The sequence below is a fragment of the Serratia sp. NCCP-200 genome, assembly GCF_059697885.1.
On record NZ_BAAKUJ010000003.1, the window covers coordinates 819,063 to 839,734 of the forward strand.

General features: G+C 51.7%; 17 protein-coding genes and 2 tRNA genes. 9 read left to right on the forward strand and 10 right to left on the reverse strand.

Annotated elements, in window-relative coordinates; all coding sequences use genetic code 11:
- Positions 1 to 534: 534 nt before the first annotated feature.
- Positions 535 to 1,179, reverse strand: a complete 645-nt coding sequence (locus AC6HVW_RS13890; RefSeq protein ID WP_021181228.1) for a YchE family NAAT transporter — start codon at positions 1,177 to 1,179, stop codon at positions 535 to 537.
- A gap of 519 nt (positions 1,180 to 1,698) precedes the next feature.
- On the opposite strand from AC6HVW_RS13890, the gene adhE reads away from it, so the two are divergent.
- Entirely contained in the window at positions 1,699 to 4,374 is a 2,676-nt protein-coding gene (gene adhE / locus AC6HVW_RS13895; RefSeq protein WP_071683400.1) for a bifunctional acetaldehyde-CoA/alcohol dehydrogenase, read from the forward strand.
- 164 nt (positions 4,375 to 4,538) lie between these two features.
- Here the strand turns inward: adhE and AC6HVW_RS13900 are convergent, their stop codons facing one another.
- Positions 4,539 to 5,123: a thymidine kinase gene (locus AC6HVW_RS13900; protein WP_071683399.1), complete on the reverse strand. Its 585-nt coding sequence runs from the start codon at positions 5,121 to 5,123 to the stop codon at positions 4,539 to 4,541.
- Between the two features lie 878 nt (positions 5,124 to 6,001).
- Here AC6HVW_RS13900 and hns point away from each other — a divergent pair.
- Complete coding sequence (gene hns, locus AC6HVW_RS13905) at positions 6,002 to 6,409, forward strand: histone-like nucleoid-structuring protein H-NS (RefSeq protein ID WP_021181225.1); 408 nt, start codon at positions 6,002 to 6,004, stop codon at positions 6,407 to 6,409.
- Between the two features lie 169 nt (positions 6,410 to 6,578).
- On the opposite strand, the gene AC6HVW_RS13910 is transcribed toward hns, so the two are convergent.
- The 4 genes from AC6HVW_RS13910 to rssA form a co-directional block, all read right to left on the reverse strand.
- Complete coding sequence (locus AC6HVW_RS13910; protein WP_071683398.1) at positions 6,579 to 7,589, reverse strand: NAD-dependent epimerase; 1,011 nt, start codon at positions 7,587 to 7,589, stop codon at positions 6,579 to 6,581.
- Between the two features lie 9 nt (positions 7,590 to 7,598).
- Complete coding sequence (locus tag AC6HVW_RS13915) at positions 7,599 to 8,942, reverse strand: UDP-glucose dehydrogenase family protein (RefSeq protein WP_071683397.1); 1,344 nt, start codon at positions 8,940 to 8,942, stop codon at positions 7,599 to 7,601.
- Between the two features lie 402 nt (positions 8,943 to 9,344).
- Positions 9,345 to 10,358, reverse strand: a complete 1,014-nt coding sequence (gene rssB / locus AC6HVW_RS13920; RefSeq protein WP_037376114.1) for a two-component system response regulator RssB — start codon at positions 10,356 to 10,358, stop codon at positions 9,345 to 9,347.
- A gap of 105 nt (positions 10,359 to 10,463) precedes the next feature.
- Positions 10,464 to 11,375: a patatin-like phospholipase RssA gene (gene rssA, locus AC6HVW_RS13925; protein WP_071683396.1), complete on the reverse strand. Its 912-nt coding sequence runs from the start codon at positions 11,373 to 11,375 to the stop codon at positions 10,464 to 10,466.
- Between the two features lie 146 nt (positions 11,376 to 11,521).
- Between rssA and AC6HVW_RS13930 the strand changes: the two genes are divergently transcribed.
- From AC6HVW_RS13930 to AC6HVW_RS13960, 7 genes are all read left to right on the forward strand, one after another.
- Positions 11,522 to 11,980, forward strand: a complete 459-nt coding sequence (locus tag AC6HVW_RS13930; protein ID WP_059200970.1) for a YchJ family protein — start codon at positions 11,522 to 11,524, stop codon at positions 11,978 to 11,980.
- Between the two features lie 37 nt (positions 11,981 to 12,017).
- Positions 12,018 to 12,866 (forward strand): formyltetrahydrofolate deformylase, encoded by an 849-nt coding sequence (gene purU / locus AC6HVW_RS13935; protein ID WP_021181219.1) that lies wholly within the window; start codon positions 12,018 to 12,020, stop codon positions 12,864 to 12,866.
- A 223-nt stretch (positions 12,867 to 13,089) separates the two neighbouring features.
- Positions 13,090 to 13,174: transfer RNA gene (locus AC6HVW_RS13940), tRNA-Tyr, on the forward strand.
- Between the two features lie 226 nt (positions 13,175 to 13,400).
- Positions 13,401 to 13,485 (forward strand) — tRNA-Tyr (locus tag AC6HVW_RS13945).
- A 631-nt stretch (positions 13,486 to 14,116) separates the two neighbouring features.
- On the forward strand, positions 14,117 to 14,689 hold the full coding sequence (locus AC6HVW_RS13950; RefSeq protein ID WP_024486669.1) for an LOG family protein: 573 nt from the start codon (positions 14,117 to 14,119) through the stop codon (positions 14,687 to 14,689).
- Positions 14,690 to 14,791: 102 nt separating this feature from the next.
- Positions 14,792 to 15,595, forward strand: coding sequence for an exodeoxyribonuclease III (gene xthA, locus AC6HVW_RS13955; RefSeq protein WP_071683395.1), 804 nt, complete (start codon positions 14,792 to 14,794; stop codon positions 15,593 to 15,595).
- Positions 15,596 to 15,639: 44 nt separating this feature from the next.
- Positions 15,640 to 16,092: a pyrimidine (deoxy)nucleoside triphosphate diphosphatase gene (locus AC6HVW_RS13960; protein WP_081367100.1), complete on the forward strand. Its 453-nt coding sequence runs from the start codon at positions 15,640 to 15,642 to the stop codon at positions 16,090 to 16,092.
- Positions 16,093 to 16,199: 107 nt separating this feature from the next.
- Here AC6HVW_RS13960 and AC6HVW_RS13965 read toward each other — a convergent pair whose 3' ends face one another.
- The 4 genes from AC6HVW_RS13965 to selD are packed head-to-tail and all read right to left on the reverse strand — an operon-like array spanning position 16,200 to position 20,564.
- Entirely contained in the window at positions 16,200 to 16,481 is a 282-nt protein-coding gene (locus AC6HVW_RS13965; RefSeq protein ID WP_186486207.1) for a DUF1496 domain-containing protein, read from the reverse strand.
- Complete coding sequence (locus AC6HVW_RS13970) at positions 16,478 to 18,403, reverse strand: DNA topoisomerase III (protein WP_021806609.1); 1,926 nt, start codon at positions 18,401 to 18,403, stop codon at positions 16,478 to 16,480. The genes AC6HVW_RS13965 and AC6HVW_RS13970 overlap by 4 nt, the downstream gene beginning before the upstream one ends.
- Positions 18,403 to 19,521, reverse strand: coding sequence for a tRNA 2-selenouridine(34) synthase MnmH (gene mnmH, locus AC6HVW_RS13975; protein WP_071683394.1), 1,119 nt, complete (start codon positions 19,519 to 19,521; stop codon positions 18,403 to 18,405). Before mnmH ends, AC6HVW_RS13970 begins: the two co-directional genes overlap by 1 nt.
- Positions 19,521 to 20,564 (reverse strand): selenide, water dikinase SelD, encoded by a 1,044-nt coding sequence (gene selD / locus AC6HVW_RS13980; protein WP_021806611.1) that lies wholly within the window; start codon positions 20,562 to 20,564, stop codon positions 19,521 to 19,523. The genes mnmH and selD overlap by 1 nt, the downstream gene beginning before the upstream one ends.
- Positions 20,565 to 20,672: the final 108 nt, after the last annotated feature.

Sequence of the window (20,672 nt, forward strand, 5' to 3'; positions counted from 1 at the left end):
AAGCAAAAATTCATAGCTAATAATTTTTACAGAAATGTTAAGCATTTCTCTTTTATTATCCCATAGCCCTACAGACACCTAGCCTTCCCATCCACCTAGATGACGGTTAACGCCATGATTTTATTGGATAAATAACATCTTCATTTTCAACCTTTTCTTCACGGATGAAAAAAACCGCTCAAAAGAAACATTCAGTTAACAAAAATGCCGTTCAGAGAATAAACACCTGCCTATGCGTGCTTAATCACTAATAACACCTGTGTGAAACGGAGACAAGCCCTACAGAATGATGTAATTAAATTAACAACAATTTTACCCATAGGGAGATAAAAACCCCGTCACGCGGTGTTTAAAAGTGGAGAAAATAACATCTTGGTGCTTTATCAACCGATAAAGTGAGATTTGTGCCACAGGGTGGGGCAATAGAATGAAAAGCAGGCAGGTTATGCACTTTAATAATGCATCAGCTGGGATAATTTGAAAAATTAAAAATAAATTAAGCCGCAAACGGGGTTGTCCGCGGCTTTATTAAGGTTATAACAACCCAGGGAAAATGGCTTTGATGCCGGTGACAATAAATTCGATCCCCAGCGCCATCAACAATAACCCCATGATACGGGTAATGACGTTGATGCCGGTTTGCCCCAGCAGACGCACCAGCAGCGGAGCTGCCCGGAACAATAGCCAGCAACAGAAAGCGAACAAGGCGATCGCCACGGTAAAACCTAACAGGTTCTGCCAGCTGTGGTAACGAGAGCTCCAGACAATGGTGGAACTGATGGCACCCGGCCCGGCCATCAGGGGCAGCGCCAAGGGAACAACCCCGATGCTTTCACGGATCGCGCTCTCTGACTTTTCCTGCTTGTTCTGTTTGTCTTCACCCAGCTTGCCGCTGATCATCGACATGGCAATGGTCACCACCAGAATGCCGCCGGCAATACGGAAAGAATCGATGGAGATACCAAACATACGCAATATGCCCTCGCCCAGGAACAGCGAGGTCCACAAAATAATCGCCACCGACAGGTTAGCCGTCAGGTTGGTTTTGTTACGCCCGACCTCGGCCTGATAGCTGGTCATGCTGATAAACACCGGCAGAATACCTACCGGGTTGACCAGCGCAAACAGGCCGACAAAGAACTTGATGTAGCCGGAAAAATCCAACAGAGATTGGCCCACGAAAAACTCCGCATAAATAGCTGTAAAAAGAGACACTGCCGATGCGCGCTAATGTAATGGAATTGCGCCAGCTAATCCATCCACCCGGCCAGCATTTTTCCCTACCCCAACAGAATGTTACAAAACAATTCGCTATTGTTAATGCCTTGTGTGTTGCATGCTGTTATCAAGTATCATCGCGTCATCGTCAAGCACCTTGTTGATAATCGCTCTCAACAAATGCCAGCTGAAAGGTGTCAGCTTGCGATTTTTATGATGTACATCACAAAATATCTACTCAGGAATAGTTAAGCTCTTAGTCGTAGTCAAAAGGGAGTACGAGGTATGGATACCGATTTCTGTCTCGCTTGCCTACTACCAACTTGCACTTGGTAAAGCTCTTTAAGTAAATCAGCAGTATGGGTCGCTAACTGCGGGAAAAGTCTCATGATCTAACAGACGCCTTCCTGACAGATGTCTATACTAGTTCCTCGAACGGCTTATTTACTGAAAGAGTTTAACATTTATCAGGAGAGCATCATGGCTGTAACGAATGTCGCTGAATTGAACGAGCTAGTTGCACGTGTCAAAAAAGCCCAGCGCGAGTATGCCAACTTCTCACAAGAGCAAGTTGATAAGATCTTCCGCGCCGCTGCCCTCGCCGCCGCAGATGCCCGTATTCCTCTGGCTAAAATGGCCGTTGAAGAATCTGGCATGGGTATCGTTGAAGACAAAGTCATCAAAAACCACTTCGCTTCCGAATACATCTATAACGCCTATAAAGACGAAAAGACCTGCGGGATCCTCTCCGAAGACGAAACTTTCGGTACCATCACCATTGCAGAGCCAATTGGCCTGATTTGCGGTATCGTGCCAACCACCAACCCAACTTCTACCGCGATCTTCAAAGCGCTGATCAGCCTGAAAACCCGTAACGGCATTATCTTCTCTCCGCACCCACGTGCCAAGAACGCCACCAACAAAGCCGCAGATATCGTGTTGCAGGCTGCCATTGCTGCTGGCGCGCCGAAAGACATCGTCGGTTGGATCGACCAGCCAACGGTGGAACTGTCCAATCAACTGATGCATCACCCAGACATCAACCTGATCCTGGCAACCGGTGGCCCAGGCATGGTTAAAGCTGCTTACAGCTCTGGTAAACCCGCTATCGGTGTTGGTGCCGGTAACACTCCAGTTGTAGTCGATGAAACTGCCGACATCAAACGCGTTGTTGCTTCTATCCTGATGTCAAAAACCTTCGACAGCGGTGTGATCTGTGCGTCTGAACAGTCCGTGATTGTGGTGGATTCCGCATACGATGCAGTGCGCGCACGCTTCGCTTCCCACGGCGGCTACATGCTGCAGGGCAAAGAGCTGAAAGCCGTTCAGGACATCATCCTGAAAAACGGTGGCCTGAACGCCGCTATCGTTGGCCAGTCTGCACCAAAAATCGCTGAAATGGCCGGTATCAAAGTGCCAGCCAACACCAAAATCCTGATCGGTGAAGTGAAACTGGTTGACGAATCTGAGCCGTTTGCTCACGAAAAACTGTCACCTACCCTGGCGATGTACCGGGCCAAAGACTTTGAAGACGCCGTCTGCAAAGCCGAGAAACTGGTCGCCATGGGCGGTATCGGTCACACCTCTTGTCTGTACACCGATCAAGATAACCAGACTGCACGCGTGGAATATTTTGGCGACAAAATGAAAACCGCACGTATTCTGATTAACACCCCGGCTTCTCAGGGGGGTATCGGTGACCTGTACAACTTTAAACTCGCTCCGTCACTGACGTTGGGCTGCGGTTCCTGGGGTGGTAACTCCATCTCTGAAAACGTCGGTCCAAAACATTTGATCAACAAGAAAACTGTAGCGAAGCGAGCAGAAAACATGTTGTGGCACAAACTTCCGAAATCAATCTATTTCCGCCGTGGCTCACTGCCAATCGCGCTGGAAGAAGTGGCTACCGACGGGGCAAAACGCGCCTTCATCGTTACCGACCGCTACCTGTTCAATAACGGTTATGCCGATCAGATCACCAAAGTTCTGAAATCGCACGGTATTGAAACCGAAGTGTTCTTTGAGGTTGAAGCTGACCCAACTCTGAGCATCGTACGTAAAGGTGCCGAGCAGATGAACTCCTTCAAACCAGACGTGATCATCGCGCTGGGTGGTGGTTCACCAATGGACGCCGCGAAAATCATGTGGGTGCTGTACGAACATCCTGAAACTCACTTCGAAGATCTGGCACTGCGCTTTATGGATATCCGTAAGCGTATCTACAAGTTCCCGAAAATGGGCGTGAAAGCGAAAATGATCGCCGTCACCACCACTTCAGGTACCGGTTCAGAAGTGACTCCGTTTGCCGTTGTGACCGATGATGCCACTGGCCAGAAATACCCGCTGGCTGACTATGCTCTGACCCCGGACATGGCGATTGTCGATGCCAACCTGGTGATGAACATGCCTAAATCCCTGTGCGCCTTCGGCGGCCTGGATGCGGTCACTCATGCCCTGGAAGCCTACGTTTCCGTACTGGCCAACGAATATTCAGACGGCCAGGCGCTGCAAGCGCTGAAACTGCTGAAAGAATATCTGCCAGCCAGCTACCATGAAGGGGCGAAAAACCCGGTTGCTCGTGAGCGTGTGCACAACGCCGCTACCATCGCCGGTATCGCGTTTGCCAACGCCTTCCTGGGTGTCTGTCACTCAATGGCCCACAAACTGGGTTCTGAGTTCCACATCCCGCACGGTCTGGCAAACGCCATGTTGATCTCTAACGTTATCCGTTATAACGCCAACGACAACCCGACCAAGCAGACCGCCTTCAGCCAGTATGACCGTCCTCAGGCACGTCGTCGCTACGCAGAGATCGCAGACCACCTAGGTCTGAGCGCTGCCGGTGACCGTACTGCACAGAAGATCGAAAAACTGCTGAAATGGCTGGACGAAATCAAGGCAGAGTTGGGTATTCCAACCTCGATCCGCGAAGCTGGCGTACAGGAAGCCGACTTCCTGGCCAAGGTCGACAAACTGTCTGAAGATGCGTTTGATGACCAATGTACCGGTGCTAACCCACGTTATCCGCTGATTGCCGAACTCAAGCAAATCTTGATGGATACCTTCTACGGTCGCGAATTCAGCGAAGCGACTGAAGAAGAGGCGGTAGTTGCGGCACCAGTTGCAGCCAAAGCGGAAAAAAAGTCCAAGAAATAACCGTTCTCTGAATGGTCAAAACCCGCCGAAAGGCGGGTTTTTTTATACGTGAGATAAATTGTTCCCAATGAGCACCACACGATTTTGACAACGATACTACCCTACCCCACAGGACGGCATTCAAAAACGCCGCATAGGCCTTCTGCGGCGCTTCTGGCGCAATATCACTCTGGGATCTTGATCGCTTCCTTGTAGTGTTTGCGGCATACCGAAACATAGCTTTCGTTACCCCCGATCACCACCTGCTCCCCCATATGCATCGCCTTGCCATCGTCCCCCAGGCGTAGCACCATATTGGCCTTACGCCCGCAATGACAAATGGTCTTAAGTTCGACCAGTTTATCGGCCCAGGCAAGCAGATGATGGCTGCCAACAAACAGTTCCCCAAGAAAATCCGTACGTAAGCCATAACACAGCACAGGAATATCCAGTTGGTCGACCACCTCGCAAAGTTCTTCAACCTGCTCTTTGGTCAGAAACTGGCTCTCATCCACCAGCACGCAATGCACGGGCTGCTGCTGATGTTCCTGATTAATCATGGCATACAGCTGGGTGGCGTTATTATAAAGCTGTGCCTGCGACGACAACCCAATCCGCGAACTCACTTTGCCCACGCCGAAGCGGTGGTCGATTTCCGCGGTAAACACCAACGTGCGCATACCACGTTCTTGATAATTATATGAAGATTGTAACAATGCCGTCGATTTCCCCGCGTTCATAGCGGAATAATAAAAATAAAGCTGAGCCATGTGGCCGCGACTCCAATGGTTTAAAATATATACCCTAAAACTTTCTGGTTGTAGCTGAGCCCCCCGCAGACTCATCCTCTGGCCTTGCTGGCGCGCTTCACTGCGCCCTTGCCAATAAGGGCGAATATATTCGCCCCCGGTTGATGAGTCTGTTGCGGTTAACAACGCTGCGGCCTGAGAGACAACGGGTATATACTGTCGGAAGGTGCAGGTTGACAGTGTAGCATAGACCGTGGTCAGACTCAGCAAGCAGGCTGACATTATCTTGACCTAAGAAAATAGCCACAAGCCAAGTTTCATGTGAAACATTTTACACGCACAACGGACACTTTTACATCTATTTACAGATTACTGTGGTTTATCAAGCACAATTAATTAATGTTAATGATTAACTAAATTCATTAATGCTCAAACGGATATGTCCTGCCAGCCAGCAAACAGCCTGCCCAGCCCCTCCCGCCAACAATGCAATTAAATGTGTTTTGAGCGATGACTACCCGGTTAATTGGAACGCTTAACAACTTACTCGCTGCTGACAGACTGTTTACCGCTATACCCCCATTCTTTACAGTACTAGTCCTTTTGGGGAAGTGATTATGCACACAAATCCTTCCCGATACTGTTATAGAGCATAATTATGTCAAGCTGGCCAAAATGACTTTAAGCTCGGCGATTATGCCTTCCGGCTCGACAATTTGGCATAAAAACCAGGAGGGATTAAAGCCTGATCCCCCTATGTTATTAGTCGGACAGTTCTCAATATCGGTTTTTTAAAGATAAATTTAGTCACTCTTTCAATTTGGCTATTGCAGAAAAGAATGGAGCACTCTATTATTATCGTCACGCCCCCCCACCAATATAATTTGAGAGCTAGAACAATGAGCGAAGCATTGAAGATTTTGAACAACATCCGTACTCTACGTGCACAGGCAAGAGAATGCAGCCTGGAAACACTGGAAGAGATGCTGGAGAAGCTGGAAGTTGTTGTTAACGAACGCCGCGAAGAAGACAGCCAGGCTCAAGCAGAAATTGAAGAGCGCACTCGTAAACTGCAACAATACCGCGAAATGCTGATTGCAGACGGTATTGATCCAAACGAACTGCTGCAAACTATGGCTGCTACCAAAGCCGCTGGTAAAGCAAAGCGTGCTGCACGCCCAGCTAAATACCAGTATAAAGACGAAAACGGCGAAATGAAAACCTGGACTGGCCAGGGCCGTACTCCAGCCGTGATTAAAAAAGCTATCGAAGAGCAAGGCAAATCTCTGGACGATTTCCTGCTGTAATAGCATTTTAGTTACCTTCAAAAGGCTCCCTATGGGAGCCTTTTTGCTTTGCAGCCACGGTAATCCCCCTGACCTTCACACGCGTTATTCCGGTTGACTAGCAAAATTCTCATGTACAGGAAAAGAAAAAGGGGCCAAAGCCCCTTTATTCTACCCTTCTATCGTTCGGTTACTGAACGTTATAAAACGCCCGATACCAATCAACAAACCGTTTAACCCCTTCATCAACGCTAGTCTCAGGTTTAAACGCGATAGTCTGGTACAGCTCCTCGGTATCCGCGCTGGTATCCAAAACGTCACCAGGCTGCATCGGCAGCATATTTTTGTGCGCCGTGATACCTAACGCAGCCTCCAGGGCATGAATATATTCCATTAACTTAATAGGGCTACTATTGCCGATATTATAGACATGGTAAGGCGCAGAACTGCTGGCTGGAGACCCTTGCTCCACCGTCCAATTGGCATTGGGTTGAGGAACAATGGCCTGCAAGCGCACTACCGCCTCGGCAATATCATCAATGTAAGTAAAATCACGATGCATCTCACCGTGGTTATATACATCAATGCTCTCACCGGCCAATATCGCCTTGGTGAATTTAAACAGCGCCATGTCAGGACGCCCCCAAGGGCCATATACGGTGAAAAAGCGCAGGCCAGTGGTTGGCAGACCATATAAATGCGAATAGCTGTGCGACATAAGCTCATTGGCTTTCTTCGTCGCAGCATACAGGGATATTGGGTGATCGACAGAGTCATCCGTCGAAAACGGTAGCTTGCGATTCAGGCCATAAACCGAGCTGGAGGACGCGTACAGCAAATGCCCAACCTTATTATGCCGACACCCTTCAAGAATGTTCAAATGGCCAATCAGGTTGGAATCCGCATAAGCCAAGGGGTGATCCAGCGAATAACGCACCCCGGCCTGGGCGCCGAGGTGAATGACCCGCTCAAACTGATGTTCAGCAAACAGCTCGGCAATTCCATTGCGATCGGCCAAATCCAGTTTGATAAACTGAAATGCTGGCTGATTAACCAGCATGTCGAGCCGTGCCTGTTTCAGGCTGACAGCGTAATAATCATTCAGGTTGTCGATACCGACAACCTGATGCCCCATGGCTAGCAGACGCTCCGTAACGTGATAACCAATAAACCCTGCAGCGCCTGTAACCAGGAATTTCATGCTCACCTCTTAGATGACCGGCTTAATCGATGCGCCACGACCAATACCATAATAAGTAAAGCCGCGAGCTTGCAGACGTTCTGGATCATACAAGTTACGGCCATCAAAAATGACGGGCTGCTTCAAGGCTGCCTTAATCGCATCAAAATCCGGAGCGCGGAAATTCTGCCATTCGGTACAGATCACCAACGCATCGGCTCCTTGTAACGCCGCCTCCTTGGTACCCATCAGTTTCAGATCGGCACGTTGCCCATAGATACGCTGCGCTTCTGCCATGGCTTCCGGGTCATAGGCTTGCACGCTGGCGCCTAACTCCCACAAGGTTTCCATCAGCACACGGCTGGAAGCCTCACGCATATCGTCGGTATTAGGTTTAAACGCCAGGCCCCACAGCGCGAAGGTTTTCCCTTTTATATCATCAGCAAAATGATGCTTGATGAACTGGGTCAGCTTATATTTCTGCTGGTTGTTCACCTGCTCTACCGCCTGCAACAATTTCGGTTGATAGCCGATATGCTCTGCGGTACGGATTAACGCCTGAACGTCTTTCGGGAAGCAGGAGCCGCCGTAGCCACAGCCTGGATAAATGAAGTGATAGCCAATACGTGAATCCGAACCGATCCCCTGACGCACTTTTTCAATGTCCGCACCCAGCATCTCTGCCAGATTGGAGATTTCGTTCATAAAGCTGATTTTGGTCGCCAGCATGCAGTTGGCGGCATATTTGGTCAGCTCTGCGCTGCGGATATCCATCAGGATCATGCGGTCGTGATTGCGGTTAAACGGCTCATACAGCTCACGCAGCGGCTCGATGACGTCTTTGTTGTCTGTGCCCAGCACGATACGCTCAGGGCGCATACAATCGGCAACGGCGGCCCCTTCCTTGAGGAACTCCGGGTTGGAGACAACATCAAACGCCAAGTCGCTGCCGCGCTTGCGCAGCGTTTCGGTCATCACTTCACGAACTTTATCAGCGGTACCTACCGGTACGGTTGACTTATCGATCACCACTTTGCGGTCTGTCATATGTTCGGCGATGGTGCGTGCCACGGCGGTGACATATTTCAGATCGGCAGAACCATCTTCGTCCGGTGGCGTTCCCACGGCGATAAACTGGATAGCGCCATGAGCAACACCGGCTTTTGCATCGGTAGTGAAATGTAGACGACCGGCTTCATAGTTTTGCTGTACCAAAGAGGTCAGGCCCGGTTCAAAGATCGGAATATTGCCTTTTTTGAGGTTTTCGACCTTCTGTTCATCGATGTCGATACACATGACATCATGACCCACGTCAGCCAACACGGCTGCCTGTACCAGGCCAACATAGCCAATACCGAAAACGGTTACTTTCATCGGGAAGTCCTAATTTTCAAATTTAACAAAAAGTTATCAAGCTACTTCTGTTTGTCCGCCGCCCTAGGCCGCAGCCAAACCAACAATTCTTTACCCGCAACCAACAATTCTTTACCCGCGTTGGGTGGTCTTTTCGTCTCGACACGCTATGGGTTAAAGAGCTCACAAACGGGCTTATCACCCGCAAATGGCTACTGAGGTCCTGACGATCTATCTAAGTAGCTCTATTTTCGCTCTCAAATTGCGCACTTACTCCGCCATACGAAAAACCCGCAAAGTATACCAGCTTAAATCCGCTGAGTATTACCCCAAGCTCAAATAGCAATAAATTAAGACAACTACCTATGGAAACGACGTTAATGGAGAATAGGCAGAGGCAATTGCTGGAGTTCCATTGATGATTTATTCAGCACTCAGCATCAGACGTAACCGACCGCCGCTACCCCAGACTTGGCACTGCCAAGCATCACAGCGTTGGCTTATTTGATTCATGTAAGTGGTGCCAAGCGTTCCCAAAGGTACGCCATTACTTAATTGAATCAGGTTATCCCCTGTATTTACATTGGCATGCAAACCGGCAGAGGCCAGCACCAGATTCTTATATTCGGCATGATAATAGCCCACCAACAGCGGAAATTGGCCTTCCAACTTGCCTTGGCGCAATAATTGGTTAACTTGTTTTAACAATGCAGACATTTGCGGCAGGCGATGCTGTTGATTGGCTAAATGATCTTGTAGTAAGCCGTTGAATAAAGCACGCAACAGCAAGGCAGCCATCACGCCATTATCTCCCGCACGGGTGACATCCAGGCAATAAAACGCCAGGTCTTTATCCGATAGCGCCGCGATATCCAGCACCAACCCCGGATTTTCGCTGGTGGTTAATTGCCGATAATTAATACGGCAACCGGCAATAGACTGCTGCACGGGTGGCTGTAACTGCTTGAGTAATCTCACGGCCTCGGAGGGGTTTTGGCTTAATGCCTGCCAATCCTGAAAAAGCTCAGCCTCTTCGATCGCCTGCGAAGTAAACATATTAGGATAGAGGCAAGCCAGTACCGCTTCGCGCAGCCGATTGAGATCGCTCAACGGTTTCAGCAGCACATCCTGAACGCCGAGCCGCAGCACCTTGGCGATATCCGCCATTTTATCGGTCGCCGAGATCACCAATACCGGTATCTTTATCCCTTGCAAGCGCAGATGCTCAACAAACTCGATGCCGTCCATTTCCGGCATGGCGAGATCGCACAGGATCAGATCGGGAGCGAACTCTTCAACCGCACTCAACGCCACAAGGCCATTGGCCGCCTCGCTGGTTTGTGCTCCCAAGGATGCAAGATAACCTACAAGCACAGAACGGAAAACCTGTTCGTCCTCAACGATTAAGATGCGCTTGCTTATCAGTGGTAATGCCATCGACCCAGCCTCTTCCCTTTTGATGTTGTAATAGTGGCTCATAATGAGCACTTGTGCCTGTCGAAAACACGCCCAATAGCATCATTCCACCCTAACAAATGGTAATTATTTATTTTTTATCAATGGTGCCAAAACATCTATCTGTTTTTCGACTGCCAAGCGGCCCGCCTCTATCGCCTCGCTGGCGCGATGGAAATCCAGGGTAGATATCTGTGGGCAATACGGCTGGATCAGCACGTCCGGTGGATCACTGGCCATACGGGTTCGCTTCACTCGATTCTCCAGCATCTGAATCGAGGTGCTCATGATTTCCATCGCCGTGGGGGTGAAGCTGGTTTTCTTCAGCATCATTTTATTCATGCGTTCCCGCAAGCGGTCGCGCCAGTTATTGGCATCGCTAATGCTTGTTTCACTCTGCTCGCCAGCGTCATTGCGTACCGAAAACAGATCCTGCTGCATCAGGTGCGCGTCATGTTGCAAATCCACGGCAATCACGATGTCTGCCCCCATCGCCCTGGCCAATGAAACAGGAACCGGGTTGACCAAGGCACCATCCACCAACCAATATCCGTCAAACCAGACCGGTGCCAACAAACCCGGCATGCTACAGGAGGCACGAATGGCCTGGTGGATATCCCCTTTGGTCATCCACAGCTCACGGCCGGTACTGAGGTTGGTGGTCACCGCACCGAATTTCAATGAGCAGTCGGTAAAGTCGTTAATTTTCAGTATTTGGCCAACGACGTTAAATACGCGTTCACCGCGTAATAAACCACCGCGCTGCCAGGACAGGTCCATCAGTCTGATTACGTCCCAGTAGCTGAATGATCGTACCCACTTCTCCATCGCTGGCAACCGATGGCTGGCAAACGCCGCCCCAACCAGTGCTCCCACGGAACATCCTGCAACAATATCGGCTTCGATACCCAGCTTACGCAGTGCGTTAATCACGCCGATATGCGCCCACCCCTTGGCGGCACCGGCCCCTAATGCCAACCCGATTTTAACTTTCCGCATGCTTTGCCTATCCTTTGCTCGGTGAATTCACTCAACCCAATCGCAGGGTACATTGTCATCAACGAATGATGTTAGGTAACATATGCGTTAAATTGATTTTAGCCGCGGCTATACATCGTGCGAGCTAACTACTGAGAGGCGTTATTTTGACTGAGCTATGCCCCTGCGGCAGCGGGCAGGACTACAGCGCTTGCTGTGCGCCCTATATAACAGGTACTCAATACGCTATGTCGCCGGGCATATTAATGCGTTCGAGATATTCCGCCTATGTAAAACGGGATGTGGATTATCTAATTGCGACCTGGCACCCAGACTGCAACCCCGAAGAGTGGCGCAGCGCCATCAGCAGCAGCTTTGGCGATACCGAATGGCTTGGGCTGACGGTGGTAGCGGAAACCGCTGGCAATAGCGCCGATGAAGGGTTCGTGGAATTCATCGCCCGTTCGCGCGATGGAGAAAGCGAGAGTGCCATGCATGAGCGTTCCCGCTTCCTTCGTCTTGAACAACGCTGGTACTATATCGACGGAACCAAACCTCAACCGGGCAGAAATGCCGTTTGCCCCTGCGGTTCAGGCAAAAAATATAAAAAGTGCTGCGGGCAATAAGCCTGCGGGTTCAGAATCAGACGGAATCGACACACTCATGCCACAGCAAAACGTACAAAGAAAAATTTTACGCACCATCTGCCCCGATGCCAAAGGGCTGATCGCCAAGATCACCAACATTTGTTACAAGCACGAATTGAACATTGTGCAGAACAATGAGTTTGTCGATCACCTCACCGGTCGTTTCTTTATGCGTACCGAGCTGGAAGGGATCTTCAATGATACGACGCTGTTGGCCGATCTGGACGGCGCGTTACCAGAGGGTTCGGAGCGCGAACTGCACAGCGCAGGCCGCCGCCGTATTGTGGTGCTGGTCACCAAAGAAGCCCACTGCCTGGGCGATCTGCTGATGAAAAGCGCCTATGGCGGCCTGGACGTTGAGATTGCCGCCGTCATTGGCAACCACACCACGTTGCAGACGCTGGTTGAACGCTTTGACATTCCGTTCCATCTGGTCAGCCACGAAGGGCTGACGCGTGAGCAGCATGATCAACAGATGATCGCGCAGATCGACCAATATCAGCCTGATTACGTAGTCTTGGCCAAGTATATGCGCGTGCTGACCCCGGCTTTTGTTCAGCATTACCCGAACCAGGTGATCAATATTCACCATTCGTTCCTGCCAGCCTTTATCGGTGCACGCCCTTATCACCAGGCTTATGAGCGTGGCGTGAAGATCATCGGGGCAACGGCGCACTATGTGAACGACAGCCTGGATGAAGGCCCAATCATTATGCAGGACGTTATTCATGTCGATCACACCTATTCGGCAGAAGATATGATGCGTGCCGGGCGTGACGTGGAGAAAAACGTGCTTAGCCGCGCACTGTATCGTGTACTGGCTCAACGCGTGTTCGTCTACGGTAACCGCACGGTGATCCTGTAATTGGTTAACAAAGCGGTGTCTTTCGTTCACGGAAGCACCGCTGAGAATAAAAAAGCGACAAACAATTCATTTTCTGCATTTCAATGCTTTACACAAGCGCTTCATTTGATATGATGCGCCCCGCTTACCGAGACAGACGTTTCGCAAGCAAAGGAAAGAGTTTCAGTTCTACCAGAAAGGGTTTGCCAACTTTCTGTTAAAAATTAGCAACCATGAATATCATGGTGGGGTTCCCGAGCGGCCAAAGGGAGCAGACTGTAAATCTGCCGTCACAGACTTCGAAGGTTCGAATCCTTCCCCCACCACCATCTCTTCCTCGGTCACTGAAATGAAATATTGTTCAGACTTTCATTTAGCACTGAAGGGGAAGGATGAGAAGCTTCGACCAAGGTTCGAGTCCACGCGGTGGACAACGCGCTTGCGCGGTCATCCTTCTCACCACCACCGTAACTGTGGTCAGAGAGATGGATGACACAGTACTACCAGAAAGATTTTGCCAACTTTCTGTTCAAAATTAGCAACCATGAATACCATGGTGGGGTTCCCGAGCGGCCAAAGGGAGCAGACTGTAAATCTGCCGTCACAGACTTCGAAGGTTCGAATCCTTCCCCCACCACCATCTCTTATATACCTCCCCAGTTTTAAATCATCATCTCATTCCCATACAGCACTGAGCAGGGAAGGATGAGAAGCTTCGACCTAGGTTCGAGTCAACGCAGTGGACAACGCGCTTGCGCGGTCATCCTCCCCACCACCATCTCTTCATATCTATTCCCAGTTTTAAATCATCATCTCATTCCCATGCAGCATTGAGCAGGGAAGGATGAGAAGCTTCGATCAAGGTTCGAGTCCACGCAGTGGACAACGCGCTTGCGCGGTCATCCTCACTACCACCATCCTTGTATACCCCTCACAGACTAAATATTTCCGTCAAATCATCATGTACCACCGAACGAAATAGCTGCTCCTTATTATGCTACAGGTGGAAGTCATGCAGAACGCCGACACACCGTAAACCCGTCCCTGGGGGCTCGCAATCGCGCATCCATGCGCTCAACGGTCGCCTAACCTGCAATGACTCCCACCTGCCTCAAGCTTGGGTGTAGCGGTATAAAACACTATTACTCAGACAACTAGTGACGCCTGTACGAAGTCCTCCTCCTCACCACCATCGCAACACCAATTCCCCTTGAACTAAACCCTACAATTCGCTATACCACTGGCTTCGTTAAAAGCAGCAAGGGAAAGTCATGCGTAACAACATTTGTATCTTTTGTGGTGCCAGCGAGGGCAATAATCCAGCCTATGTCGAACATGCCCGCCAACTAGGTCATCTGCTTGCCACCCAAGGGCGGCGTCTGGTGTATGGCGGTGGTAAAAAAGGGTTAATGGGTGTGGTAGCGGACGCGGTGCTAGAGGCCGGTGGCGAAGCAATAGGCATCATTCCCCAGCGATTGGTCGAGGCCGAAACGGCTCACCGTGGCCTGACCGAGTTGGAAATCGTCCCTGACATGCACACCCGTAAAGCGCGGATGGCTGAACTGGCCGACGGCTTTATTGCCCTGCCTGGCGGTATCGGTACGCTGGAAGAGCTGTTCGAAATCTGGACCTGGGGGCAAATCGGTTACCACAGCAAGCCGGTCGGGCTGCTGGATGTTAACGGTTTTTACCACCCGCTAAGCCAGTTTTTACAGCACGTCGCCGATCAAGGCTTTATGCGACATGATTATCTCAAGACCCTGCATATCAGCGATTCTCCGGCAGCCTTAATCCAGCTGTTTGATGACTATCAGCCGCAGAATTACGACCGCTGGGCGAAATAATCCCTAGCTACCAGCGGCATACCGCCGCTGGTCCGCGTTACATTTTCGGCCAAACTCTGCTACTATCTGAACACATTTTTTCGGATAAAAACGGCAGCGCTCATGAAGTTTGTTTCTTTTAATATCAATGGACTGCGTGCACGTCCGCATCAGCTGGCAGCAATTATCGAGCAGCATCAGCCGGATGTGATCGGCCTGCAGGAAACCAAAGTCCACGACGATATGTTCCCGCTGGAAGAAGTCAGCCAACACGGCTATCACGTGTTCTATCATGGGCAGAAAGGCCATTACGGCGTGGCGTTGCTGACTAAAGATGAACCTCTTGCCGTACGCCGTGGTTTTCCTACTGATGAAGAAGATGCGCAGCGTCGTATCATCATGGCCGATCTGGCGACGCCACAAGGCACATTGACGGTGATTAATGGTTACTTCCCGCAAGGAGAAAGCCGCGACCACCCTATCAAATTCCCAGCCAAAACCCGCTTTTATCAAGATCTGCAAAATTATCTGCAACAACTGCCAGCAGAGTCGCAGGTATTGATCATGGGCGATATGAACATCAGTCCAAGCGATCTGGACATCGGTATTGGTGAAGAGAGCCGCAAACGTTGGTTGCGCACCGGCAAATGCTCCTTCCTGCCGGAAGAGCGTGAGTGGATGGGCCGCCTGCTGGACTGGGGTCTGGTAGATACCTATCGTCATGCCAACCCTGAGCGTAACGATGAGTTCTCGTGGTTTGACTATCGTTCGCGCGGTTTTGATGAAAACCGTGGTCTGCGTATCGATCTACTGTTGGCTAACACCTCATTGGCTGCGCGCTGTACCGCCACCGGCATTGATTATCAGATCCGTGGTATGGAGAAACCTTCAGACCATGCTCCTGTCTGGGCCGAGTTCGCACTGTAATCCCCCTGCCCCGATGCACGTCGGGGCGATATTGAATCCAAGCTATGAAAATCATTGATGTCGTTGCCGCCATTATCGAACAAGACGGCAAGATCCTGCTCGCTCAACGCGATAGCAGCAGCGATCAGGCTGGCCTATGGGAGTTTCCCGGCGGTAAGGTCGAAATGGCTGAGAGCCAGCCCCAGGCGCTCGAGCGTGAACTAAGGGAAGAGTTGGGCATTATCGCCAAAGTGGGAAGCTTCGTGGCCAGCAATCAGTGGCCGCAAAAGGAGAGGATTATTCGGCTACATGCCTGGCAGATTGTCTCCTTTTGCGGGGAATTACAGCTACATTGCCATAGCGCATTTGCTTGGGTTACTCCCGAACAGGCCAGAGATTACCCGCTAGCCCCCGCCGATATTCCTCTGCTGGAAAGTTATATTCGCTTACAATTCCCCTCACCCCAACCCTCTCCCACAGGGAGAGGGAGCTGCAGCGGTGCGGTAGTCGGGAATTGAAGTCGATTTGTGGCTCGCTCAAGCTGAACACAAGGATAGATATGTAGCACGTTCAGTCCCCTCTCCCTGTGGGAGAGGGTTAGGGTGAGGGGCGTATTCTGCTGCTATCACCGCTTGAGGCGGATCCAGATTAATGGATTGGTGCCCGTGACGTTAGGGTCGCGCGCGCACTGCATCATCTCGTCGCCCACTTTCAGCAGCGCACCTTCAGAATAGTTTTGATTCTGATAAATGCAGCAACGGTTGCAGGGCGGCGGCGTTGTCGCGGTACGTGCGGTGCCCCATATTTCAGGAGACACCGGCACGACGACATCGACGTTACCGCGATTGGCCAATACGCCGGTGGAAAACAATGCCAAACAACCGATCAACAAGGATATGCGGCTCATTCACTTTTCTCCCGTGCCTTTCCGGCACTTTTTTTACGCTTTTTCGCCCCGGCTGACGGTGCAGGCGACAAGCCACGAAACGCTATACTGGCCCGGCTCTGCTTAGCCTGATAGATCAGCTGTTGCAGCGTGCCCTCCAGCGGTTGCATAAAGTCCTGATAACGGCAGGATTTTTCGCTGATTTGCGTCAACGTAGACTCCCACTGCGCCGTCATATCAGGGCGTGCCGCCAGGTCTGGCAATGAATGGATCAGTGCCCGCCCGGTTTCGCTGGAGTGAATATAGCGCCCTTTCTTGTAGAGGAACGCCCGCTTAAAGAGCAGCTCGATAATGCCTGCGCGCGTTGCCTCTGTTCCTAAACCATCGGTCGCTCGCAGGATTTTCTTTAGCGCTTTATCCTGCACAAAACGCGCAATTCCGGTCATGGCCGACAACAGGCTGGCATCCGTAAAAGGCCGTGGCGGTTGAGTCTGGCGTTCTACCACTTCGCCACGCTCGCACAGTAATTCATCGTCTTTGGCGACAACAGGCAGCGGTGCACCTTCGTTTTCCTCATCACGCTCTTTACTACCCAGCAGAGTGCGCCAGCCCGCTTCGGCCAGGAAACGTGCCTTGGCGATAAACTTGCCGCCAGCGATATCCAGCTCGATGACGCACTTGCGGAACATCGCATCCGGGCAAAACTGCATCAGATACTGCCGGGCCACCAAACTGTAAACGTTTTGTTCATCCTGGCTCAGGCTGGCCTTGCTGGCACGCGCCGTGGGAATAATCGCGTGGTGCGCATCAACCTTTTTATCGTCCCAACAGCGGTTACGGCGTTCACTATCGATTATTTCCTGTGGATAGAGATCCGGCTGATGTACGCTGATGGCGTTCAACACGGCATGACGCCCTGCAAAGTGTTCCTCTGGCAGATAACGGCAGTCAGAACGCGGGTAAGTGATCAGCTTGTGAGTTTCATACAGCCGTTGGCAAACGTCCAACACCTGCTGGGCGCTGAGGTTAAAGCGTTTCGACGCTTCAATCTGCAGCGTTGAAAGGGAAAACGGCAGCGGAGCGGTATCTGATTCCCGTTTATCATTATACGAGGTGACCAGCGCAGGTGCGCCTTCGATGCGTTTAACCACGTGTTCGGCCAACGGCCGGTGCAGTAAACGCCCCTCCTCATCCTGGTAAGGCTCACAAGATTCACTCGGCTGCCACAGGGCGACAAAGCGTTCTTCCTTCGGCGTGACGATATGCGCTTTCACCTCAAAGAAGTCTTTCGAAACGAAGTTTTCGATCTCTTCATCGCGCCGCACCACCAGCCCCAGTACCGGCGTCTGTACCCGCCCAACCGACAGCACGCCGTCGTAGCCCGCGTTACGCCCAAGCAGCGTATAAGCCCGGGTCATGTTGATGCCGTAAAGCCAGTCGGCACGCGCACGCGCCAACGCGGAAACGCACAGCGGGATAAAGTCACGGTTATCACGCAGACGCTGTACCGCACGCTCCACCGCCTGTGGGTTAAGATCGTTGATCAGGCAACGCCGCACGTTCTGGCGCTTCTCCTGAGTCAATGCCAGATAATCCAGCACCTCATCCACCAGCAACTGCCCTTCCCGATCCGGGTCACCCGCGTGGATCACTTCGTCGGCTTCTGCCAGCAGCTTTTTGATCGCGTTCAGCTGCTTGCTGACCGAAGGGCGCGGCTGCAACAACCACTTCTGCGGGATTATCGGTAAGTCGGCCAACGACCAGCGCGCGTAACGGCTGTCGTAAGCATCCGGCTGGGCCTGTTCTAACAGGTGCCCAACGCACCAGGTCACCACATCGTTGCTGCCACAGGCAATAAAGCCGTCACCTCGACGATGGGGCTTGGGTAAGACATCAGCAATGGCGCGGGCCAAACTCGGTTTTTCGGCTATAAACAGTCGCATTATTCACCGTTATTCTGGCTATACGTCATCAGGAACTCTCTGACTTGCGCGTAATTACCGCGAAAGATCACACGTTGGGTTTTCTTCTCTAATTGGTAGCGATACATCGGATCGTAATAGTGTTGCAGCAGCGGCACCAGCCATTGTTGATGCGCTTCGCTTTGGCCTGTGAGCCGTTGTACCTGCAGCGCCGATTCGAGACGCAGCGTCAACTGCTGGAACAGTTCCAGCCCCAGGCGGCGGCGGATGGCAAACAGGCCATGGTGCAAATATTCATCATATTGCCGCCAGCCGTCTTGCTCGCCATAGGCTTGCTCAAAGGCAATGCGCATCCGGTCGATATACTCATCTTGCAGGCGTGCCACTCTCACATCAAACGGATCGTCAATCACCACCAGGGCAGCCTGTTGCATACCATTGAACAGCCCTAATGGGAGATTATTCGAACCGATGATCCGGCTTTCATCCTCCAGCACCCAATGGCGGCAGCCACCGTGCTGTTTCTTCAACATGCACGTAGCCAGCTGATTCTCAAAATTGATTTGGGTGGGCTGTTTCACCAGCGTACGGCCAAAAGACGAACCGCGATGATGAGCGATCCCTTCCAGATCGATACCGGCCGCCAATTCATTAATCAACAGCGTCTTGCCACAACCGGTGTTACCGCCAACGATCAGCATAGGCAACGTAGCGGCGGCCTCAAGCGCACCGAGCAAAAAATTGCGCAGCGCCTTGTAGCCGCCTACCACGCGTGAATAGTCAACACCAGCCTCTCTCAGCCACTGTTGCACCAATTGCGAACGTAGACCACCGCGGAAACAGTAGATATAACCTTCTGGCTGCCGGGCACACTGTTCGATCCAGGCCTGCGTGCGCTGCTCACGCAGTTTACCATTGACCAGGCTGTGCCCAAGAGCGATCGCAGCTTGTTGACCATGCTGCTTGTAGCAGGTGCCCACCGCCTGACGTTCACTGTCGCTCATCAACGGCAGATTAACTGAACAGGGGAATGCCCCCTGCGTAAACTCTATCGGCGCGCGCACGTCAATCAGCGGCACATCCTGTAGAAAAAGGCGCTGGTAGTCTTGCGTATCCTGTCGAGTCTGCACCGTTGACACTAGACAACCTCGATCAGTGGTTTACCCGCCTGTGCGGCCTGCAATTCACCAATCGCGTTCAGCGTGATGCCATGACGGGCCGCTATCGCCTGCACTTCGGCTTCGGCTTCCGGCAATACTGCCAGCAGCAAACCGCCGGAGGTTTGCGGATCGCACAGCAATTGACGTTGCAGATCGCTCATGGCGCCAACCAGATGACCATAGCTTTCAAAGTTACGCCCGGTACCGCCCGGTACGCAGCCTTCGCTGATATAACGTTCCACATCCGGTAGCTTCGGTACGCATTCGAACCATACGGTTGCCTGCAGATCGGAACCCTGGCACATCTCGCTAAGGTGGCCAAGCAGGCCAAAGCCGGTAACATCGGTCATCGCCGTTACGCCTGCCACTTCGGCAAAGTCTGCCCCAGGCTTGTTCAACTGGCACATGACCTCAGTAGCCAAGCCTTGGTGTTCGGCCAGCAGTTTGCTTTTCTTCTCTGCGGTGGTCAGCACGCCAATGCCCAGCGGTTTGGTCAGGAATAGCTTGGTGCCTGCCTGCGCCGCACTGTTTTTCTTCACCAGCTCGGTTTTGACGATGCCGGTTACCGCCAAGCCAAAAATCGGCTCTGGGGCATCAATAGAATGGCCACCCGCCAATGCAATCCCCGCCTGCTGGCAAGCATAGCGGCCACCGTCGATCACCTGTTGGGCAACCTCTGCGGGCAGCTTGGCAATCGGCCAGCCAAGAATAGCGATGGCCATGATCGGTTTACCGCCCATCGCATACACGTCGCTGATGGCGTTGGCTGCCGCAATACGGCCAAAATCAAACGGATCGTCGACGATCGGCATAAAGAAATCAGTGGTGCTGATAATGCCCACGCCGTTACCGATGTCATACACTGCGGCATCATCACGCGTTTCATTACCCACCAGCAGATGGGGATCGATAAACTTTTCCTGCTCGCTGTGCAGTATCGTTTCAAGCACTTTGGGTGAGATTTTACAGCCGCAGCCAGCGCCGTGGCTGTACTGGGTCAAACGAATGGCCGGCGATGTCATAGTCCACTCCCTCTGGGTAACAAACGAACGTAAGGATATCACAATGGGATATAGGGTAGCGCTTGCCGAGGGGATTGATAAGAGCAGGTTGGCATTATGCGTGCGACC

Bases quoted from the DNA above. Each gene is read 5' to 3' on its own strand.
- hns (WP_021181225.1), top strand. From the start codon at position 6,002: ATGAGCGAAGCATTGAAGATTTTGAACAACATCCGTACTCTACGTGCA.
- selD (WP_021806611.1), bottom strand. From the start codon at position 20,564: ATGACATCGCCGGCCATTCGTTTGACCCAGTACAGCCACGGCGCTGGC.
- xthA (WP_071683395.1), top strand. From the start codon at position 14,792: ATGAAGTTTGTTTCTTTTAATATCAATGGACTGCGTGCACGTCCGCAT.
- purU (WP_021181219.1), top strand. From the start codon at position 12,018: ATGCCACAGCAAAACGTACAAAGAAAAATTTTACGCACCATCTGCCCC.
- AC6HVW_RS13900 (WP_071683399.1), bottom strand. From the start codon at position 5,123: ATGGCTCAGCTTTATTTTTATTATTCCGCTATGAACGCGGGGAAATCG.
- rssA (WP_071683396.1), bottom strand. From the start codon at position 11,375: ATGCGGAAAGTTAAAATCGGGTTGGCATTAGGGGCCGGTGCCGCCAAG.
- AC6HVW_RS13915 (WP_071683397.1), bottom strand. From the start codon at position 8,942: ATGAAAGTAACCGTTTTCGGTATTGGCTATGTTGGCCTGGTACAGGCA.
- AC6HVW_RS13960 (WP_081367100.1), top strand. From the start codon at position 15,640: ATGAAAATCATTGATGTCGTTGCCGCCATTATCGAACAAGACGGCAAG.
- AC6HVW_RS13965 (WP_186486207.1), bottom strand. From the start codon at position 16,481: ATGAGCCGCATATCCTTGTTGATCGGTTGTTTGGCATTGTTTTCCACC.
- adhE (WP_071683400.1), top strand. From the start codon at position 1,699: ATGGCTGTAACGAATGTCGCTGAATTGAACGAGCTAGTTGCACGTGTC.
- rssB (WP_037376114.1), bottom strand. From the start codon at position 10,358: ATGGCATTACCACTGATAAGCAAGCGCATCTTAATCGTTGAGGACGAA.
- AC6HVW_RS13910 (WP_071683398.1), bottom strand. From the start codon at position 7,589: ATGAAATTCCTGGTTACAGGCGCTGCAGGGTTTATTGGTTATCACGTT.
- AC6HVW_RS13970 (WP_021806609.1), bottom strand. From the start codon at position 18,403: ATGCGACTGTTTATAGCCGAAAAACCGAGTTTGGCCCGCGCCATTGCT.
- AC6HVW_RS13950 (WP_024486669.1), top strand. From the start codon at position 14,117: ATGCGTAACAACATTTGTATCTTTTGTGGTGCCAGCGAGGGCAATAAT.